Source organism: Actinacidiphila rubida (genome assembly GCF_900110255.1).
In the GTDB taxonomy this organism is placed as follows: Bacteria; Actinomycetota; Actinomycetes; order Streptomycetales; family Streptomycetaceae; genus Actinacidiphila; species Actinacidiphila rubida.
Genome location: NZ_FODD01000019.1, coordinates 19718 through 38534, shown reverse-complemented (window position 1 = coordinate 38534; position 18817 = coordinate 19718). Strand labels below are relative to the sequence as shown.

12 protein-coding genes are annotated in these 18817 nt (G+C 73.8%); 2 read left to right on the top strand and 10 right to left on the bottom strand.

The features are described 5' to 3' along the window. Positions 1 to 15: 15 nt before the first annotated feature. The 6 genes from BMW99_RS19695 to BMW99_RS19670 all read right to left on the bottom strand — a co-directional run bounded on the left by BMW99_RS19695 (position 16) and on the right by BMW99_RS19670 (position 11542). Positions 16 to 1662, bottom strand: a complete 1647-nt coding sequence (locus tag BMW99_RS19695; protein ID WP_069464892.1) for a succinic semialdehyde dehydrogenase — start codon at positions 1660 to 1662, stop codon at positions 16 to 18. A gap of 149 nt (positions 1663 to 1811) precedes the next feature. Continuing rightward, positions 1812 to 3452 carry a serine/threonine-protein kinase gene (locus BMW99_RS19690; protein ID WP_075017245.1) on the bottom strand — a complete coding sequence of 547 codons (1641 nt, stop codon included), beginning with the start codon at positions 3450 to 3452 and terminating at the stop codon, positions 1812 to 1814. A 143-nt stretch (positions 3453 to 3595) separates the two neighbouring features. Then, on the bottom strand, positions 3596 to 5734 hold the full coding sequence (locus BMW99_RS19685; protein ID WP_075017244.1) for a protein kinase family protein: 2139 nt from the start codon (positions 5732 to 5734) through the stop codon (positions 3596 to 3598). Between the two features lie 110 nt (positions 5735 to 5844). Beyond that, entirely contained in the window at positions 5845 to 7797 is a 1953-nt protein-coding gene (locus BMW99_RS19680) for a serine/threonine-protein kinase (RefSeq protein ID WP_075017243.1), read from the bottom strand. 189 nt (positions 7798 to 7986) lie between these two features. Then, complete coding sequence (locus BMW99_RS19675) at positions 7987 to 9774, bottom strand: serine/threonine-protein kinase (RefSeq protein WP_075017242.1); 1788 nt, start codon at positions 9772 to 9774, stop codon at positions 7987 to 7989. 61 nt (positions 9775 to 9835) lie between these two features. Continuing rightward, on the bottom strand, positions 9836 to 11542 hold the full coding sequence (locus BMW99_RS19670; protein WP_069463043.1) for a glycerol-3-phosphate dehydrogenase/oxidase: 1707 nt from the start codon (positions 11540 to 11542) through the stop codon (positions 9836 to 9838). A gap of 324 nt (positions 11543 to 11866) precedes the next feature. Between BMW99_RS19670 and BMW99_RS19665 the strand changes: the two genes are divergently transcribed. Together BMW99_RS19665 and BMW99_RS19660 are read left to right on the top strand one after the other, a co-directional pair. Continuing rightward, entirely contained in the window at positions 11867 to 13156 is a 1290-nt protein-coding gene (locus BMW99_RS19665) for a nucleotide sugar dehydrogenase (RefSeq protein WP_069463042.1), read from the top strand. 196 nt (positions 13157 to 13352) lie between these two features. After that, entirely contained in the window at positions 13353 to 13940 is a 588-nt protein-coding gene (locus BMW99_RS19660; protein WP_075017241.1) for a hypothetical protein, read from the top strand. A 77-nt stretch (positions 13941 to 14017) separates the two neighbouring features. Here BMW99_RS19660 and BMW99_RS19655 read toward each other — a convergent pair whose 3' ends face one another. The 4 genes from BMW99_RS19655 to BMW99_RS19640 all read right to left on the bottom strand — a co-directional run bounded on the left by BMW99_RS19655 (position 14018) and on the right by BMW99_RS19640 (position 18397). Further along, entirely contained in the window at positions 14018 to 15139 is a 1122-nt protein-coding gene (locus BMW99_RS19655) for a GuaB3 family IMP dehydrogenase-related protein (protein WP_075017240.1), read from the bottom strand. Positions 15140 to 15281: 142 nt separating this feature from the next. After that, positions 15282 to 16781, bottom strand: a complete 1500-nt coding sequence (guaB, locus tag BMW99_RS19650; protein WP_069463041.1) for an IMP dehydrogenase — start codon at positions 16779 to 16781, stop codon at positions 15282 to 15284. 102 nt (positions 16782 to 16883) lie between these two features. After that, positions 16884 to 17498, bottom strand: a complete 615-nt coding sequence (locus BMW99_RS19645) for a sigma-70 family RNA polymerase sigma factor (RefSeq protein ID WP_069463040.1) — start codon at positions 17496 to 17498, stop codon at positions 16884 to 16886. Between the two features lie 287 nt (positions 17499 to 17785). Then, positions 17786 to 18397 carry a response regulator transcription factor gene (locus tag BMW99_RS19640; protein ID WP_003948568.1) on the bottom strand — a complete coding sequence of 204 codons (612 nt, stop codon included), beginning with the start codon at positions 18395 to 18397 and terminating at the stop codon, positions 17786 to 17788. Positions 18398 to 18817 lie beyond the last annotated feature (420 nt).

Genomic DNA, 18817 nt, shown 5'->3' with positions numbered 1-18817 from the left:
ACGGGGAGGGGCGCGTCAGCGCATCCGCAGGGCCTTCATCAGCCGCAGCGAGCGGCTGAGGAACGCGGCGTACCTCTCGTCGTCCATGCCGAGCGCCGGCGCCATCGGCAGCAGCCGCTGGGTGGCGATGGTCTGCGCCTCGGTGTACTTCAGGATGCCCTCGGAGCCGTGCCGGCGGCCGAGCCCGGAGTCCTTCATGCCGCCCATGGGCGCGCGGATGCTGCCGTACGCGGACGCGTACGCCTCGTTGACGTTGACGGTGCCCGAGCGCAGGCGCGCCGCGATCCGGCCCGCGCGGCGCGTGTCGCGGCTCCAGACGCTGGAGTTGAGGCCGTAGTCGGTGGCGTTCGCCCGCTCGATCGCCTCCTCCTCGTCACGGAAGCGGTAGACGGAGACGACCGGGCCGAAGGTCTCCTCGGTGCACACGGCCATGGGCGGCTCGACGCCGTCGAGGATCGTCGGCTCGTACACGTACGGGCCCAGGTCCGGACGCGGGCGCCCGCCGGCCAGCACCTTCGCGCCCTTCTCCCGTGCCTCGTCCACGTGCCGTGCCACGGTGGCCAGTTGGCGCTCGCCGACGAGCGAGCCCATGCCCGCGCCGTAGGCGAGCGCGGTGCCCAGCCGGATCGCCCTGGTGCGCGCGACGAACTTCTCGGTGAAGGCGTCCGCGACCGACTCGTCCACGAACAGCCGCTCGACGGAGATGCACAGCTGTCCGGCCGAGGCGAAGCAGGCGCGCACGGCGCCGTCGGCGGCCTTGTCCAGGTCGGCGTCGCGCAGCACCAGGAGTGCGTTCTTTCCGCCGAGTTCGAGGGAGGCGCCGACCAGGCGGGCCGCGGCGCGCTGGGCGACCTCGCGGCCGGTGCGGGTGGAGCCGGTGAACGACACGTAGTCGGCGTGCTCGACCACGGCCGGGCCCACCACGGGTCCCTCGCCGATGACGATCTGCCAGACGCCTTCGGGCAGTCCGGCCTCGATCATCTGCTCGCGGGCCCACAGCGCCGTCAGCGCGGTCTCGGTGTCGGGCTTCATCACCACGGCGTTGCCGGCGGCGAACGCGGGGAGCGCGTCGCCGACGGACAGCTCCAGCGGGTAGTTCCACGGCGCGATCTGGCCCACCACCCCGCGCGGCTGGCGCAGTTCGAGGGCCTTGGTGAGGGTCGGGATGGCGCCGGAGTGCCGCTTGGGCCGCAGGTACGAGGGCGCCTTGAGGCCGTAGTGCCGGGCGGCCATCGCGACGACCTGCACCTCCTCGTGGGCGTGCAGCCGGGCCTTGCCGGTCTCCAGCTGGATGAGGTCGAGGACCTCGGCCTGCCGGGCGAGCACGAGGTCGTGGAAGCGCAGCAGCACGGCGGCGCGGCGCCGCGCGGGCGTGGCCGCCCAGGCCTGCTGGGCGAGCCGGGCGCGGTCGAAGGCCTCGGCGACCTCCTCGGGCGTGGCCTCGGGCAGGTCGGCCAGCTTCTCGCCGGTCAGCGGCGTGTGGTTGGCGGTCCTGCCCGAGCCGGCGACGCCGCGGGTCAGGCGCGCGACCAGTTCGGGCGTGACGACGTCCTGCGGGCCGCGGGCCGACGTGGGCGCGGCCGGGTTGCCCGGGGTGCCCTCGGGGGCGCTGCTGCTGGCGCTGCCGCTCGTGCTGCTGCCGGGCTCCGGCGAATCCGTCATGCCGGTGAGGTTACGACTGTCCGGCGCCCTGTGGATACCCATCAGTAGCCACTTTTTGCTTGATTCGCGCAACTACGCCAGCGAACGGTGGCGTCGTCCTGGTCCCCCCAGGTGGGAGCCGGGTAACCGGCGGTACGCGAAGTCGCAGGTCAGCGCTGGGCGCGACCGGTGAAGCTGGCGCGGATCGTGTCGAAGGTGCTGCGCGCGGCCTCGGTCCGCGCCACCGGCGCCGACAGCCACACGTCGTACATCCGGCCGTCCTCCGTCCAGCACAGGTCGAGGGTGCGGCGCGCGCCCCTGCCGTCGCCGAAGCCGTCGTAGGTGAACTCCCACAGCGCGGCCTCCCGGCCGTGCATGGTCGTCGCGGTGATCACCCCGTCCCGGTAGCCCGGGTAGGTGCTGCCCGGCCTGGCGGCGGCCGTGTCCTGGTCGTGCATGACCGCGTACGGACCGCGCGGATCGGGCTGCTGCTCGCGCTCGCCGAAGCGGAAGGTGTGGCCGACCAGCCAGTAGTACACCCGCGCCCCGGTGGGCTCGCGCTCGTAGGGGGCGGGGAGCGCGACGGAGAAGCCGCGCGGGTCGGTGACCTGGCGGTAGCCGCTGGGCAGCGCCGGTGCGGTGGGGTTCGCGGTGGTGACAGGACGTGCCGGGGCCGTCGAGGGCTTCGCCGCCGAAGCCGTCGGCGCTGCCGGCGCCGTCGTCCCGGGTGCGGTGGCGGGCGGCATCCCGGCCCGCCCCGTGCCGGCGTCCCCGCGGTTGACGAGCAGCGCCGCCGTCGCACCGGCCACCACGGCGATCAGCGCGGCGCCCGCGAGCACGGCCGCGGTCCTGCGGCGCGAGCTGCTGGGCGGTCCGGCGACGGGCACGGGCCCGCGGTCGGGCGTGGGCAGTTCGGGCGTCGGCGCCTCCGGGGTGGGCGGCTCGACGCCGGTCTCCGCGTACGCCATCAGCACCGTCCGCACCTCGGCGGCGGCCATCCGCCGGGCCGGGTCCCGGTCGAGCAGGCCCCGCACCACCGGCAGCAGCGGGCCGACGGTGCCGGGCGGGGTGATGTCGTCGATTGCCACGGCGTGCACGACCTCGGCGATGGACTCCCGGTGGAACGGCGACTGGCCGTCCACCGCGGCGCACAGCAGCGCGCCCAGCGACCACAGGTCCGACTCGGGGCCCGCTCCGCGGCCCGCCATGCGTTCCGGCGCGGTGTACTCCGGGGAGCCGACGAACGAGCCGGTGTCGCTGATGGTGGCGCTGCCCGGGATCCGGGCGATGCCGAAGTCGGTGAGCACCACGCGGCCCGAGGCCCGCTCGATCAGCACGTTCGCCGGCTTCACGTCCCGGTGCTGGATGCCGTGCTGGTGCGCGGCGAGCAGCGCGCCCGCGACGGCCCCGCAGATGCGCGCGGCCTCGCGCGGCCGCAGCGGCCCGTCCTCGCGCAGCACGTCGGCCAGCGAGCGTCCCTCGACCAGCTCCATCACGATCCACGGCCGGCCGTCCTGCTCCACCACGTCGTGCACGACCACGACGTGCGGGTGCCGGATCCGCGCCACGCTCCGCGCCTCCCGCAGGGCCCGGTCGTGCTGCCGGCCGGACTCCACGTCGGTCACCCCGACCTGGAGTCCGGCCGCCAGGTGCAGTTCCTTCACCGCGACGGGCCGCCGCAGCAACTCGTCGTCGGCCCGCCACACCGTGCCCATCCCGCCGCGGCCCAGCCGCCCGGTGATCCGGTAGCGCCCGGCCACCACGTCCCGTGGCTCCCGTGCCGCCGTGGCTTGTCCCCCGTCACTTGCCATACGGCCCATGATGCCGCACACCGGGCACGCCGCCCCCCGACGGCCACCATCCCCTCACGCGTCCGCAACCACCTCGCGACGTCCGCAACTCCCGCTCCCTCAAGGGCCACCGAACCCGCGGCCGCCGGAACACGGAGCGGCTGTCAGCCGGTTGACGCGTAGGTCTCGACGGCCTTGTCGAACGCGCGCTGGACGGCGGCGCGTTCGGCGTCGGGGCCGGTGATGAGGATGACGTGGTAGCGGCCGCCGATCTGCACCGCGAGGTTGCGGGCGTAGACGGTCCGGTCGTCGGCGTCACGCCACGTGTACTCGCCCTCGGCGGCACTGTGGCCGCGCAGGTCCAGCGTCTGCAGACCGGACGCCGAGGACCAGGCGGACGCGCGGAAGTCGGCGAGCTCGGGCTCGACCAGCTGGTAGGCCAGCGGGTCCTGGCTGTCGCCGGTGGCCCGGTCGCGGCCCGGCACGACGAGCATCTGGAGGTCGCTGCCGGCGTAGCGGACCTGGTGGTGGGCGTTCTCGCCGGAGCGGGCCCAGCCGGTGTGGACGGCGACCGTGAAGCCGGCCGGGTCGGTGCGCATCACGAAGTCGCTGCCCAGGTCGGGCGGCGCGGTGACGGCCGGCGGCGGCGCGGCGTGGGTGGTCGGTGCCTGGGTGGGCGCGTGCGTCGCCGGTGCGCTGGTGGCCGGCTTCGACGTGTCGCCGTTCTTGCCGTCCCCGCCGCCGGACATCGCGGCCGGCACGGTGCGGGTCCCGCCGGCGCCGTTGCTCGACGCGTCGCGGTGCGGCATCGCCAGCAGCGCGTACAGCACCACGGCGACGAGCACGACCAGCACCGCGATCAGCAGGCCCGCGCCCAGCCGCCGCGGCGCGTCCTCGCGACCGGGACGGCGCGAGACGACCTGCTCGCGGTGGTACAGCTGCTCCTGGCGCATCTCGCTGCGCTCGGCGCCGGACTGGCGCGGGATGCGGGCGCCGGACCTGACGGGCGCGGCCGGGGCCGCCGACGCGCGGGGCTGCGGAACGGTCCCCGAGGACCGCGCGGGCTTCGCCGGCCCGGCGGGCTTCGCCGGCTTCCCGGGCCTGGCCTGCTTGCCGCGGGCGTGCCTGCGGTGCTGCGCGGCGCCCTCGGCCGCGGCGGCCGCCGCGGCCGCCGCCTTGCGCCTGCGCCGCACGAGCTCGCCGCGGCGCCGCTTGACCGGCAGCCGCGCCGGATCGGTCGGCACCTGGACGGTGGCCTGGCCGACGTCGGGTTCGGGCGCCGCGCGGACCAGGGAGCGCAGCCAGCCGCCCAACTCCTCCGGTTCAGGGCGCTCTTCGGGGTCGGGCCGCAGCAGCGACTCCACGACCGGCCGCAGCGGCCCGCAGTCCTCGGCGAACGCCGGCGGCTCCGCGCACACCAACTGCACCAGTTCCGCGGCGGATTCCTCGGGGTAGGGCGGGTGGCCCTGCACGCTGCGGAACAGCAGCGCCCCCAGCGCCCACAGATCGGCCGCCGGGCCGACCGGCGGCGACAGCCGCCAGTTCTCGTGCACCGTGTGGGCCTGCTCGGGCGACCAGCGCTCGGTGACCGCTCCGACGACGGTGATCCGGTTCTGCCGGGCCCGCTCCTGCTCCAGCGCCGACTGCGGCCCGCGGCGCGGTGGTTCGGCGCCGCCCTCGCCGTCGGAGCGCTCGTCGCCGTCGGTGCCCCCGGTGCCGCCGTGCCCGGCCAGCACCTCTTCCGGCACCGGGTCGTAGCCGCACAGCGCCTCCTGGGCCGCGCCGGCCGCGAGCCCGGTGAGCATGGCCCGCCCGTCGTCGAGGACCAGCACGGTGCCGGCCGTGACGTTGCGGTGCGTCCAGCCGTAGGCGTGCAGCGCGCGCAGCGCGGTCAGCACGTCGGCGGCGACCTCCGCGGCGCGGAAGGCGTCGAGCGGGCGCTCGACGAGTAACGCGGCCAGCGGGCGGCCCGGCACCAGTTCGCTGGCGATCCACAGGCTGCCGTCCTCGACGAAGATGTCGAAGACCTGCACCATGCGCGGATGGTCGGGGACGGCGGCCGCGGCGCGGGCCGCCTCCAGGGCCCGCCGCGCGCTCTCGCCCAGCTCCTCGGGATCTTCGAACCCGCCCGGCCCGTCGGGGAGTTCGGCGCTCACGACCTCCGGCAGCAGGACCTGGTGGACCAGCACCTCCTGCCCGCTGTACGTGTCGAACGCGCGGGTCTCGGCGAGTTCGAACTCGTCGGCGACGGGCCTGGGCAGCCGGTAGCGGCCGGCGAGCACCCGCCCTGCGTAGTCGTCCACGGTGCCCCCCTTCGGCCCGGTCGTTCTTCCCCATGAACCGATCCGATCCGGACACTTGCGGATGCGGACGGTCCACGCCTCCTCACGATACGTGCTAAGGCGGCCGGTGGTCAGGCCGTCGGCTTGAACGAGGAGTAGAAGCCGCTGAGGATCGCGGCACCGCCGGCGCCGTTCCACTGGTCCACCGGCAGCGACACCATGATCGCGTAGCCGTGCGTGCGGTCCACGACGAAACCGCGGTTCCTGACGTGCACCCGCGAACCGTCGCCGGACCGCGTGAACTCCCAGTCCGCGGCGGTGGGGTAGTTCCGGTAGGAGACCGGCTTGATGGAGAGGAACTGGTAGCCGGGGGTGTGGCTTCCCACCCCGGGCTCGTTGGTGCGCCATTGGGCGGCGGCGTCCTTGCCCGGCGTGGGAGTGAAGTCGACGAGGACCTGCGGGAAGGTGTGGCCGGGGATCCCGAACACGGCGCCGGCGCCGGCCTCCACGGTCTTCAGCTGCTTCCAGCCGGGCGGCAGGGCGAGGGAGTAGTGCGCGCTCGCGATCGTCACCACGTGCCAGCCGGCCGGCACCGCTCCCGGGGCCGTGCCCGGGGACGGGGCGCCCGCCGAAGGCTGCCCGGACGCCGGGGTCTTGCCCGCGTCCGTCTGGTCACCCTGGTCGTCGCCCTTGCCGTTGCCCTTCCCCTTGCCCTTGCCGTTCTTGTCCTGCCCGCCGCCGGTGGCCGGGGCGGTGGTGGCGGGGGTGGTCGACGCCCCTCCGGTGGACCCGTTCTTGGTGTCGCCGGAACCGCCCTTGCCGCCACCGGAGTTGGCGGCCACGATCCCTATCACCGTGCCGATCAGGGCGATCGCGACCACGACGGCGGCGATGAGCATCGCGCGGCGCGGCACCACGTCGCTGAGCGAGGAGGGCGCGGGCCGGCGGGTGGTCGCGGGCGTGCCCGGCTCCGGCGCGGGCTTCGGCTTCGCCGCCTTCCGCACCGACCGCAGTGCCGCGCGCATCCGCGCCTGGTCACCGGCTCCCGCCGCCGCGGCGGCGGGCGCCGCGTCCTGCGGCAGGGCGGAGGTGCGGCCGTCGGAGACGGGGGCGGCACCGGCCGCGGCAGCACCGGCCGCCGCGCCCTCGGCCGCGGTGGCGGGCCGCTCCATCACCGTGGTGCGCGCACTGTCGCCGCCCGCGGGCGGCGCGGCCGGCCGGTCCGGCATCGCGGCCACCGCGGTGAGCAGCGCGCGGGCGCCCGCGTCATCGAGGCGCTGCGCGGGGTCCTTGACCAGCAGTCCGCGGATGGCGTCGGCGAGGGGCCCGGCCTTGGTCATCGGGCCGACGGGCTCGGTCATCACCGCGGTGAGCGTGGCGATCGCCGAGCCCTTGTCGTACGGCGGACGACCCTCGACCGCCGCGTACAGCAGGGCGCCGAGCGACCACAGGTCGGCCGGCGGGCCGGGCTTCTGCCCGCGGGCCCGCTCCGGCGAGATGTACGAGGGCGCGCCGACGAGCATGCCGGTGGACGTCACCGACGGGTCGCCGTCGATCTGCGCGATGCCGAAGTCGCTGAGCACGACCCGGTCGCCGCCCGTGTCAGTGCCGGCGGCCGAACCGCCGTCGGCGATCAGGACGTTGGACGGCTTCACGTCGCGGTGCAGGATGCCCTCGGCGTGCGCGGCCTTCAGCACGTCCAGCAGCACCAGGCCGACCTCGGCGGCACGGCGCGGGGTCAGCGGGCCGTCCTCGCGGATCACGTCGGCGAGCGAGCGGCCCTCGACCAGCTCCATGACGATCCACGGCCGGTCGTCCTCCTTGACCACGTCGAAGACGGTGATCGCGCCGGTGTTGCGGATGCGGGCGGTCGCCTTGGCCTCGCGCAGGGTGCGGGTCACCAGGCGGCGCTTCTCGTCCTCGTCGACGTTCCCGGGGAAGCGCAGCTCCTTGACGGCGACGGTGCGGCCGAGCGTCTCGTCGACGGCCCGCCACACCGTGCCCATGCCGCCCTTGCCGAGCATGCCGCCGAGGCGGTACCGGCCGGCGAGGAGGCGTCCGTCGGTACGTTCGGCGTCGGTCATGGTGTCCCTCTGGTGTGCCGGCATCTTCCGGGGGCTGTCGTGGGCGTCGTGTGACGGTGCTGCGTCGGCGCCGTGCGGTGCTGCTTTCAAGGATCCGGGATCCTGGTCGAACGGCGTGAGTACCCATCATCCCCGAAGCGGGGACGGGGATGCGAACCCGGCCAACGCGACCTGTCCGGCGAACTCGGCCTATCCGGCGGAGAGCCGGAATCCGGCCACGGCGGTGTCGAAGACCTCGCGGTACTTCTGCCAGGAGGAGTCCGGGGCCGACAGGTAGATCGCGTACTCGGTGCCGCCCGGCTTGCCGAAGCCCAGATCGATCGCGTGGTACTTGCGCACCGAGCCCTGGAAGGTGAACTCCCAGATCGCCGCCGGGTCCCCGAACTGCTCGGTGGAGTCGAGCCGTTCGCGATGGTAGCTGGGGCCGACCTGGCTCGCGGTCTGCGGCTCCAGGGACTTCCAGTGGTCCAGCGGGCTGCTGGTGCCGTACTCCAGGGCGCTGACCTTGAGGTCGACCCGGCCCGTGGGGTCGACGAAGTCCATCTGGTCGCCGCCCTGGCTGACCTTGCGGTGCCACTTGTCGGGCACCGGCACGGAGTAGCCGCGCTCGGGCATGTCGACCAGCCGGTAGCCGTCGGGCACGGGCGGCGGCGGGCTGGTCACCGGAGTCGCGGGCGTGGTGGTGGGCGCCGCCGTGGTGGGCGGGGGCCCGGTCGGCGTCGGTGTGGTGGTGGGCGCCGGGGGCGTACCGGTGGCGTTGTCGTCGCGCATCTGGCGCACCGCGAAGGCGGCTCCGGCCGCCAGCACCGCGACCGCGAGCGCGCCGGCCAGCCAGGGCGCCACCCGGCGCTTGCGGCGGCCCGGCGGGAGGTGCTGCCCGCCGGTGTCGCGCGGGGGCTGCTGCGGGCCGGTCGCCTGCGGCAGCGGGCCGGTGCCGCTGCCGGTGCCGGTGCCGTACGCGGGCGCCGCGTACGGGGACTGGGCGTACTGGGCCTGGGGATAAGGGGGTTGGCCGGCCTCGTCCCGCGGGTGCGGGACGATCGCGGTCGGCGCCTCCTGCGCGGCCGGCCGGGAGGTGAACCGCCCGACGAGCGCGGTGTCCTCGTCGGCCACCGGCAGCCGCAGCATCCGTTCGGCCTGCTCGGCCGACAGCCGCCGCTCCGGCTCCTTGGCCAGCAGGCCGCGGATGACCTCGGTGAGCGCGCCCGCGCCGGCCGGCGGCTCCACGACGTCCTCGGCGATCGCGTACGCGGTCTCGATCGCGGTGGGCCTGCGGAACGGCGAACTGCCGTCCACGGCCTGGTAGAGCGTGGCGCCCAGCGCCCACAGGTCGGCCTCGGGCCCGGGCACGGTGCCGCGGATCCGCTCGGGCGACAGGAAGTCGATGGAGCCGATCAGTTCGCCGGTGCGGGTCAGCGTGGACGTCCCGGACGCCTGGGCGATGCCGAAGTCGGTGAGGACGATCCTGCCCCCTCCCCGCGCGCCCTCCTCGCCGGCCGGGTAGCCGCTGCCGCCGGTCCCGCCGAGCAGCACGTTGCCGGGCTTGACGTCCCGGTGGAGCACGCCGGCCGAGTGGGCGGCGCGCAGTGCGGCGATCATGCCGCGGCCGATCCTGGCGGCCTCCTCGACGGGCAGCGGGCCCTGCTCCTTGAGCAGTTCGCCGAGGGTGACGGACGGGACGTACTCCATGACGATCGACGGCAGTCCCGCGTCGTCGACCACGTCGTGCACGACGATCACGTTGGGGTGGCTGATGCGGGCCGCGGCCCGGGCCTCGCGGCGGGTGCGCTCGAAGAGCGTGGCGAGTTCGTCGTCGGCCATGTGGGGTTGCGGCGGGTGCAGTTTCTTCACGGCCACCTGGCGGCCGAGGAGTTCGTCCTCGGCGCGCCACACGGTGCCCATCCCGCCGCGCCCTATCCGCTCCAGCAGCCGGTAGCGGCCCGCTACCAATCGTCCCTCGTCGACCTGCCCGACCATCTGCGCTCCTCCGCCTGCTCCCCCGATCGCGCGTGCGTGCTTCCGCGCCCAGGCAATCCGCCTAGAGAGGAACGATATCCGGAGCGCCCAACCGGGCGGCATCCGCGGTCTGGTCGTCGGGTTGGAGCTGCGACTCGCGCTCGGCCTCGACGCGCTTCTCGTAGTGCTCCACCTCGCGGTCGATCTGCGCCTGGTCCCAGCCCAGGACGGGTGCCATCAGCTCGGCGGCCTCGCGCGCGGTGCGCGTGCCGCGGTCGAACGTCTCGATGGAGATCCGGGTCCTGCGGGTCAGCACGTCCTCGAGATGGCGCGCGCCCTCGGCCTTGGCCGCGTACACGATCTCGGCCCGCAGGTAGTCGTCCGCGCCGGTGAGCGGGGCGCCCAGCGAGGCGTCGTCGGCGATGAGGTCCAGCACCTCCTCGGACAGCGAGCCGTACCGGTTGAGCAGATGCTCCACCCGGGCGACGTGCACGCCGGTGCGGGCCGCGGTGCGGGCACGGGCGTTCCACAACGCCTGGTAGCCGTCGGCGCCCAGCAGCGGCACCTCCTCGGTGCAGCACGGCGCGACCCGCTGGCTGAGGCCGTGCACGGCCTCGTCCACCGCGTCCTTGGCCATCACCCGGTACGTCGTGTACTTGCCGCCGGCCACCACCACCAGGCCGGGAACGGGGTGCGCGACGGTGTGCTCGCGCGACAGCTTGCTCGTCGCGTCGGACTCGCCGGCCAGCAGCGGGCGCAGACCCGCGTACACCCCCTGCACGTCGTCCCTGGTCAGCGGCGTCGACAACACGGAGTTGACGTGTTCGAGCACGTAGTCGATGTCGGCGCTGGACGCCGCCGGGTGCGCCTTGTCCAGGTCCCAGTCGGTGTCCGTGGTGCCGACGATCCAGTGCCGGCCCCAGGGGATGACGAACAGCACGCTCTTCTCGGTGCGCAGGATCAGGCCGGTGGTGGAGTGGATGCGGTCCTTGGGCACCACCAGGTGGACGCCCTTGGAGGCGCGGACGTGGAACTGGCCGCGCTCGCCGATCAGCGCCTGCGTGTCGTCGGTCCACACGCCGGTGGCGTTGACCACCTGGCGGGCCCTGACCTCGTACTCGCCGCCGGCCTCCACGTCCTGCACCCGGGCGCCCACCACCCGCTCGCCCTCGCGCAGGAACGCGACGACCTTCGCGCCGTTGGCGACCTGCGCGCCGTACTCGGCCGCGGTGCGCGCCAGCGTGACCACCAGCCGGGCGTCGTCGACCTGGGCGTCGTAGTACTGCAGGGCGCCCACCAGGGCGTCCTTGCGCAGGCAGGGCGCCACCCGCAGGGCGTGCTTGCGGGACAGGTGGCGGTGCAGGGGCAGGCCGCGGCCGTGCCCGGAGGAGATCGACATGCCGTCGTACAGCGCCACGCCCGATCCGGCGTAGATCCGCTCCCACCCCTTGTGCTGCAGCGGGTACAGGAACGGCACCGGCCGCACCAGGTGCGGGGCGAGCTTCTCCAGCAGCAGGCCGCGCTCCTTGAGCGCCTCGCGGACCAGCGCGAAGTCGAGCATCTCCAGATAGCGCAGGCCGCCGTGGATGAGCTTGCTGGACCTGCTGGAGGTGCCGGACGCCCAGTCGCGGGCCTCCACCAGCCCGGTCGTCAGGCCGCGGGTGGTCGCGTCCAGCGCGGTTCCCGCGCCCACCACGCCGCCGCCCACCACGAGGACGTCGAGCTCCTGCTCGGCCATCCGGGCGAGCGCGTCCGACCGGTCAGACGGGCCGAGGGTTGTCGTACGCATCCGTACCTCCGTGACTGCGGTGCCGGGGGTCGGCCCGCTTCCGCGTCGTTTCCTGATGCCCTCTCGATAGTGACGGTGATGCCGGTGAGGGGCCAGCCGACGCCGGGCCGGGACCGGCCGCGCGGGGAGCGGGGAGGACGACCCGCCGACGCCTGGCCGGTGGTGGCGCCGGGGTGCGGCCGGTGGTGCCGCCGGGGTGCGGCCGAATATGCCGCCGGAGTGCGGCTGCGGCCCTGTACGGCGCGCCGCTTGGTCATATCAGTGATTTGTCTGGTTAGCCTGTTTTAACGCTCTTCCTGGGGCCATTCGTGGAGGACTGAAGCCATGCCCGCAGACCTCGCCGTACTCGGACTCGGCCACACCGGACTCCCCCTCGCCCAGGCGGCCACCGCCGCCGGCGTCGGCGTCATCGGCTACGACGCCGACCCCGCGGTGGTCGCCGACATCAACGCCGGCCGCGTCCCCCCGGGCGCCCTCGCCGCCGCCGACCTGCGCCGCATGCTCGCCTGCGGCTTCCGTGCCAGCAGCGACCCGGCCGTCCTCGGCCGGGTCAGGACCGCCGTGATCTGCGCGCCCACCCCGCTCGGCGAGGCCGTCGACGGCGGCAGCCCCGACCTGACCGCCGTGGCGGCGGCCGCCCGCGCGCTCGCCGCGCACCTGCGTCCGCACACCACCGTCGTCCTGGAGTCGGCCGTCTACCCCGGCACCACCGAGGAGTTCCTGCGGCCGCTGCTGGAGGCGCACGGCCTGCGGGCCGGCCGGGACTTCCACCTGGCCTACTCCCCCAGCCGCCTCGACCCCGGCAACCGCGCCTTCCACCTCGCCAACACCCCCAAGGTGGTGGGCGGTCTCACCCCGGCCTGCACCGAGGCGGCGGCCGCCTTCTACGGCCGGCTCACCGAGCGGGTGGTGCGCGCCCGCGGGCCGCGCGAGGCCGAGGCGGTGAAGCTGCTCGAGACCGACTACCGGCACGTCAACATCGCCTTCGCCAACGAGATGGCGGTGTTCTGCCACGGCCTGGGCATCGACGTGTGGGACGTCATCCGCTGTGCCGAGACCAAGCCGTTCGGATTCCAGGCGTTCCGGCCCGGTCCGGGCGTCGGCGGGCACGCGCCGGCCCTGGACCCCGGCGCGGCACCGCCGTTCGCCACCGCCGCGGCCGACGGCCGCTCCCGGCTGCCCGGCCACCCGCTGCGGATGGTCGAGCTCGCCCAGGAGGTCAACTCCCGGATGCCCAGGTACGTCGTCCAGCGGGCCGCCGCGCTGCTCAACGAGCACGGCAAGTCGCTGCGCGGCGCCCGCGTGCTGCTGCTCGGCGTCACCTACAAGGCCGACCTCGCCGACCAGGAGGGCGCGCCCGCCCGCGAGATCGGGACCCGGCTGATCGAACTGGGCGCCCAACTCGGCTACCACGACCCGTACGTGCCGCAGTGGCGGGTGCTGGACCGGCCCGTGCCGCGTGCCGACTCGCTGTGGGAGGCGGCCGCCGAGGCCGACCTGACGCTCCTTCTGCAGCACCACCGCACCTACGACTTGCAGGGGCTGGCGGTCAAGGCCCAGCTGCTGCTCGACACCCGCGGCGCGACCCCGGCGGGCGCCGCGGCCCGGCTGTGACGGACGCGCCCGGCCCGACTCGGACACAGCCGGAGCCGGCCGGGAGCGGCCGAAGGGTTCCGGTACGGGGTGTAGTGGTCGTGTAACGACCGGATGAATCGCCTTGTCCCGGTGTCGTACCCCGCTGCTAGATTTCGGCGTCACTTTCGCACGCCGCTCGTTCGTGCGATTCGGTCACGTCCCCGGGGGAACGTCCATGAGCGCCAACTACCCACCGCCGCAGCAGCCAGCGCCCGGCCAGAACCCGTACGCCGCACCGCCGCAGCAAGCCGCGCCCGGCCAGAACCCGTACGGCCCGCCGCCGCAGTCCCCCTACGGCGCCCCGCCGCAGTCCGGCTTCAACCCCGCCGCGTACCCGCCGCCGGCCCCGCTCGCGCCGCAGCGGGACAATGCCGCCCTGGGCATCCTGGCCGGTCTCGGCGCCACCGTCGTCGCCGCCCTCCTGTACGGGCTGCTGATCAAGGGCATCAAGCACGAGATCGGCTACGCGGCACTCGCCGTGGGCGCACTCGTGGGCTTCGCACTGGCCAAGGCCGGTGGCCGCAACCCGTTGCTGCCCTTCGTGGGCGTCCCGCTGGCCCTGCTCGGCGTCTACCTGGGCCAGTTGTTCGGCCTCGCGCTGATCATTTCCAGCACCAACGACGTCGGCGTCGTCGACGTCTTCACCCAGCACTTCAGCTTTCTGCAGCACGCCTGGAAGGAGTCCATGGACGCCAAGGACTTCCTGTTCTTCGCGATCGCGGGCGCCGAGGGCTTCCTCTTCACCAAGCGCCTGGCGCGCTGACCGCACCGCGCGTGGGGCCCGTACCGCATCCGCGGTACGGGCCCCACGCGCGTGGTGACTCCCTGCCGGGAGGGCGCTCAGCGGTGGTGGGTCGGCGAGACCGTGACCTCGACGCGCTGGAACTCCTTCAGGTCCGAGTAGCCGGTGGTGGCCATCGACCGGCGCAGGGCGCCGAAGAAGTTCATCGATCCGTCGGGCGCGTGGGACGGGCCGAGCAGGATCTCCTCGGTGGTGCCCGTGGTGCCGAGGTTCATCCGCTTGCCGCGCGGCAGCTCGGGGTTGACGGCCTCCATGCCCCAGTGGAACCCGCGGCCGGGGGCGTCGGTCGCCCGAGCCAGCGGCGAGCCCATCATCACCGCGTCCGCGCCGCACGCGACGGCCTTCGGCAGGTCGCCGCTCGCACCGAAGCCGCCGTCGGCGATGACGTGCACGTAGCGGCCGCCGGACTCGTCCATGTAGTCGCGGCGGGCCGCGGCCACGTCGGCGACCGCGGTGGCCATCGGCACCTGGATGCCCAGCACGCTGCGGGTGGTGTGGGCGGCGCCGCCGCCGAACCCGACGAGCACGCCCGCCGCGCCGGTCCGCATCAGGTGCAGCGCCGCGGTGTACGTGGCGCAGCCGCCGACGATCACCGGCACGTCGAGCTCGTAGATGAACTGCTTGAGGTTCAGCGGCTCGTGCGAGCCGGAGACGTGCTCGGCGGAGACGGTGGTGCCGCGGATCACGAACAGGTCCACGCCGGCGTCGACCACGGCCTTGGAGAACTGCGCGGTGCGCTGCGGGGACAGCGCGGCGGCGGTGACGACGCCGGCGTCGCGGACCTCCTTGATGCGCTGCCCGATCAGCTCCTCGCGGATCGGCGCGCCGTAGATCTCCTGCAGCCGGGCGGTGGCGCGGTGGTCGTCCAGCTCGGCGATCTCGGCGAGCAGCGGCTCGGGGTCGTCGTAGCGGGTCCACAGGCCCTCGAGGTTCAGCACGCCCAGGCCGCCGAGGTTGCCGATGCGGATCGCCGTCTCCGGGGAGACGACCGAGTCCATGGGCGCGGCGAGGAACGGCAGCTCGAAGCGGTAGGCGTCGATCTGCCAGGCGATCGAGACCTCCTTCGGGTCCCGGGTCCGCCGGCTCGGCACCACGGCGATGTCGTCGAACGCGTAGGCCCTGCGGCCCCGCTTGCCCCGGCCGATCTCGATCTCAGTCACGTCCTGCGCCTCTCTTTTCTGGCTCCGCCCTCAGTATCCCGTACGCCGCCCCCGCCCGTTCCGACCGGAACGGCCGGGTCAGCCGTCAGGGGCGCGGGGAGACCCCGCGCCCCTGACGGTCGGCGCACGCTCCGCGAGGACCTCAGCCGTGGTAGTTGGGGGCCTCGACGGTCATCTGGATGTCGTGCGGGTGGGACTCCTTGAGCCCCGCCGCGGTGATCCGCACGAACCGCCCCTTGGACTCCATCTCCGCGACGGTCGTCGCGCCGACGTAGCCCATGGTCTGGCGCAGGCCGCCGACCAGCTGGTGCAGCACCGCGGACAGCGGGCCGCGGAACGGCACCTGGCCCTCGACGCCCTCGGGCACGAGCTTGTCGTCGGAGGAGACCTCGGCCTGGAAGTAGCGGTCCTTGGAGTACGAGCGGCCCTGCCCGCGCGACTGCATCGCGCCGAGCGACCCCATGCCGCGGTAGGACTTGAACTGCTTGCCGTTGATGAACAGCAGCTCGCCCGGGGACTCCTCGCAGCCGGCCAGCAGGCTGCCCAGCATGACGCTGCTCGCACCCGCGGCCAGCGCCTTGCCGATGTCGCCGCTGTACTGCAGGCCGCCGTCGCCGATCACCGGCACCCCGGCGTCGATGCAGGCCTGAGCGGCCTCGTAGATCGCGGTGACCTGCGGCACGCCGATGCCGGCGACCACGCGGGTGGTGCAGATGGAGCCGGGGCCGACGCCCACCTTGACGCCGTCCACGCCCGCGTCGATCAGCGCCTTCGCGCCGTCGCGGGTGGCGATGTTGCCGCCGACGACGTCCACCGGGACGTTCGACTTGATCTTCGCCATCCAGTTCAGCGCGTTGCTGTTGTGGCCGTGCGAGGTGTCGACGACCAGGAAGTCCACGCCCGCCCCGACCAGCGCCTGCGCGCGGTCCAGGGCCTCGGGGCTCGCGCCGACGGCCGCGCCGACCAGCAGCCGGCCCTCGGCGTCCTTCGCCGCGTGCGGGTACTGCTCGGCCTTGACGAAGTCCTTGACGGTGATCAGGCCGCGCAGCCGGCCATCGGCGTCGACCAGCGGCAGCTTCTCGATCTTGTGGCGGCGCAGCAGCGCCATCGCGTCGACGCCGGAGATGCCCACCTCGCCGGTGACCAGCGGCATCGGGGTCATGACCTCGCGGACCTGGCGGGCGCGGTCGCTCTCGAAGGCCATGTCGCGGTTGGTGACGATGCCCAGCAGCCGGCCGGACTCGTCGGTGACGGGCACGCCGCTGATCCGGAAGCGCGCGCACAGCGCGTCGGCGTCGGCCAGCGTGGCGTCGGGGCGGACCGTGATCGGGTCGGTGACCATCCCGGACTCGGACCGCTTGACCAGGTCGACCTGGCTGACCTGGTCCTCGATCGAGAGGTTGCGGTGCAGCACGCCCACGCCGCCCTGGCGGGCCATCGCGATGGCCATCCGCGCCTCGGTGACCTTGTCCATCGCCGCGGACAGCAGCGGGATGTTCACCTTGACGTTGCGGGAGATGAGCGACGAGATGTCCACCTCGTTCGGCAGCACCTCGGACGCCCCCGGCAGGAGCAGCACATCGTCGTAGGTCAGTCCGAGCGTGGCGAACTTCTCGGCTACTCCGTCGGCGTTCAGCGACATGACACCCTTCCGAATGGTCTTGCCCGGCGAGATTTTCAATGGTAGTAGCTCCGCCGGTATTCCCTTGACCGTCCGGTACGCCCGCTTATGCGGGGTGTGCCGTCACGCGCTGAGACCCGACGCGTCCCCGGCGTGCGCACCCGCGGTCTCCTCGGCGATCGCCCGCAGCCGGGTGAGCGCGCGGTGCTGCGCCACACGTACCGCTCCGGGCGACATGCCGAGCACCTGTCCGGTCTCCTCGGCGCTGAGTCCGACCGCGACCCGCAGCAGCACCAGCTCGCGCAGGTGGTCCGGCAGCCGGTCGAGCAGCTTCTTGGCCCAGGCCGCGTCGCTGTTCAGCAGCGCGCGCTCCTCGGGCCCGAGCGAGTCGTCCGGCTTCTCCGGCATCTCGTCCGACGGCACCGCGGCGCCGGGGCCGCGCATGGCGGCCCGCTGCAGATCGGCGACCTTGTGGGCGGCGATGGAGACGACGAACGCCTCGAACGGCCGCCCCAGGTCCCGGTAGCGCGGCAGCGCGCACAGCACCGCCAGGCACACCTCCTGCGCCAGGTCGTCCACGAAGTGCCGGGCGTCGCCGGGCAGCCGGGACAGCTTGGTGCGGCAGTAGCGCTCCGCCAGCGGGTGGACGTGGGCGAGGAGGTCGTGCGTGGCCCTCTCGTCGCCGTCGACGGCACGACGAACGAGGGCACCGATGGCCGGGGTGTCGTCGTCGCGCATCCACCCATGGTGCCTCGCCGCGGGACGTTCCGCCGCATCGCGGTCGTACTTCTGCACCGAAGCGTTATGCGCGGGCTCGTCCGCACCCGGCGCCGCGCCCCGCGCGGCACTTGGCGCCGCGCCCGCGGCCGTGCCCGCCGCCCGCGTCGCCGCGGGCACTGTCATCTCCACCATGTGCGGCCCCCGCCGATCCCCGAGGAAGTCCATACGTCAAGCATGCGTCCTCCCCCGGGAAACCGAGGAGTTGTGGGCGACACCACAGTGCGCGGAGCCGGGCCGGGCCCGGTTCAGCGCACCAGGCCCCAGCGGAAGCCGAGGGCCACCGCGTGGGCCCGGTCCGAGGCGCCGAGCTTCTTGAACAGCCGCCTGGCGTGGGTCTTCACCGTGTCCTCGGACAGGAACAGCTCGCGGCCGATCTCCGCGTTGGACCGTCCGTGGCTCATGCCCTCCAGCACCTGGATCTCGCGTGCGGTGAGCGTGGGCGCCGCGCCCATCTCGGCCGACCGCAGCCGGCGCGGGGCGAGCCGCCAGGTGGGGTCGGCCAGGGCCTGCGTGACCGTGGCCCGCAGTTCGGCGCGCGAGGCGTCCTTGTGCAGGTAGCCGCGGGCGCCGGCGGCGACCGCGAGGGCCACGCCGTCGAGATCCTCGGCGACGGTCAGCATGATGATGCGGGCGCCGGGGTCGGCGGACAGCAGCCGCCGCACCGTCTCCACGCCGCCGAGGCCGGGCATGCGGACATCCATGAGGATGAGGTCCGAGCGGTCGGCCCCCCAGCGGCGGAGGACTTCCTCGCCGTTGGCCGCGGTGGTTACACGCTCGACGCCGGGCACGGTGGCCACCGCGCGGCGCAGGGCCTCTCGGGCGAGCGGGGAGTCGTCGCAGACGAGGACGGAAGTCATGGCCGCCCCCCGCAGCTGAACCGCGTCACGTTGTGCCTCCAGGCTGTACGAAGTACGAATCTTCACCGTGTCTTCACCGATGCGATGGACGGGCTCGGGCAGGTGCCCGATTCATGTGCTCCGCCAACCGCTTCCGCCTCACTCAACGACCCTCACCCGAAAGAGTTACGAAGTTTGGTCGTAGTCATCGGCACTCTACGTGATCGTCCGTGTACTGAAGGCCCACGCCGCAGGTCGGAACGGGTGAGACAGCGCTTTCTTGGCGCCCGGAGGAGGTCTGCGCGCCCCTCGGGTTCGCACCGGGATGCTGCCGATCGGCTGTTACGCCGCTGATGTCAGGGTTTGCACTGTTTGGCGGCTCTTTTCTGTTGTGCGGGGTAATCGCCGCTAGATTGGCGATGAGTCATATTTACATCTACT